This is a genomic window from Vibrio sp. 2304 (assembly GCF_033339475.1).
In the GTDB taxonomy this organism is placed as follows: domain Bacteria; phylum Pseudomonadota; class Gammaproteobacteria; order Enterobacterales; family Vibrionaceae; genus Vibrio; species Vibrio alginolyticus.
On record NZ_JAWOUQ010000125.1, the window covers coordinates 1 to 532 of the forward strand.

The 532-nt window shown below is 58.8% G+C and carries 1 protein-coding gene; it reads left to right on the forward strand.

All coding sequences use genetic code 11. The features are described from left to right. Positions 1-532, forward strand: a 532-nt coding sequence (locus tag R7P64_RS24615; protein ID WP_318124255.1) for a PTS transporter subunit IIC, incomplete at both ends; no start/stop codon positions are given.

The window sequence follows — 532 nt, forward strand, 5'->3', positions numbered from 1 at the left end:
CACTGGACGGTCTATATCCTGCAGACCGGTTTCTCCTTCGCGGTGGCCATTTTCATCATTACCCAGGGCGTGCGGATGTTGGTCGCCGAACTGTCCGAAGCCTTCAACGGTATCTCGCAACGCCTGATCCCCGGCGCGGTGCTGGCGATTGACTGCGCCGCGATCTATAGCTTTGCGCCGAATGCGGTGGTGTGGGGCTTTATGTGGGGCACCATCGGCCAGCTGATTGCCGTCGGCATTCTGGTTGGCATTGGCTCTTCAATTCTGATTATTCCGGGCTTTATCCCGATGTTCTTCTCCAACGCGACGATTGGCGTCTTTGCCAACCACTTCGGCGGCTGGCGCGCGGCGCTCAAAATCTGCCTGGTGATGGGCATGGTTGAAATTTTCGGTTGCGTGTGGGCGGTGAAGCTCACCGGTATGAGCGCCTGGATGGGAATGGCGGACTGGTCGATTCTGGCGCCGCCGATGATGCAGGGCTTCGCCTCCATCGGGCTGGCGTTTATGGCCGTCATCATCCTGATTGCTCTCG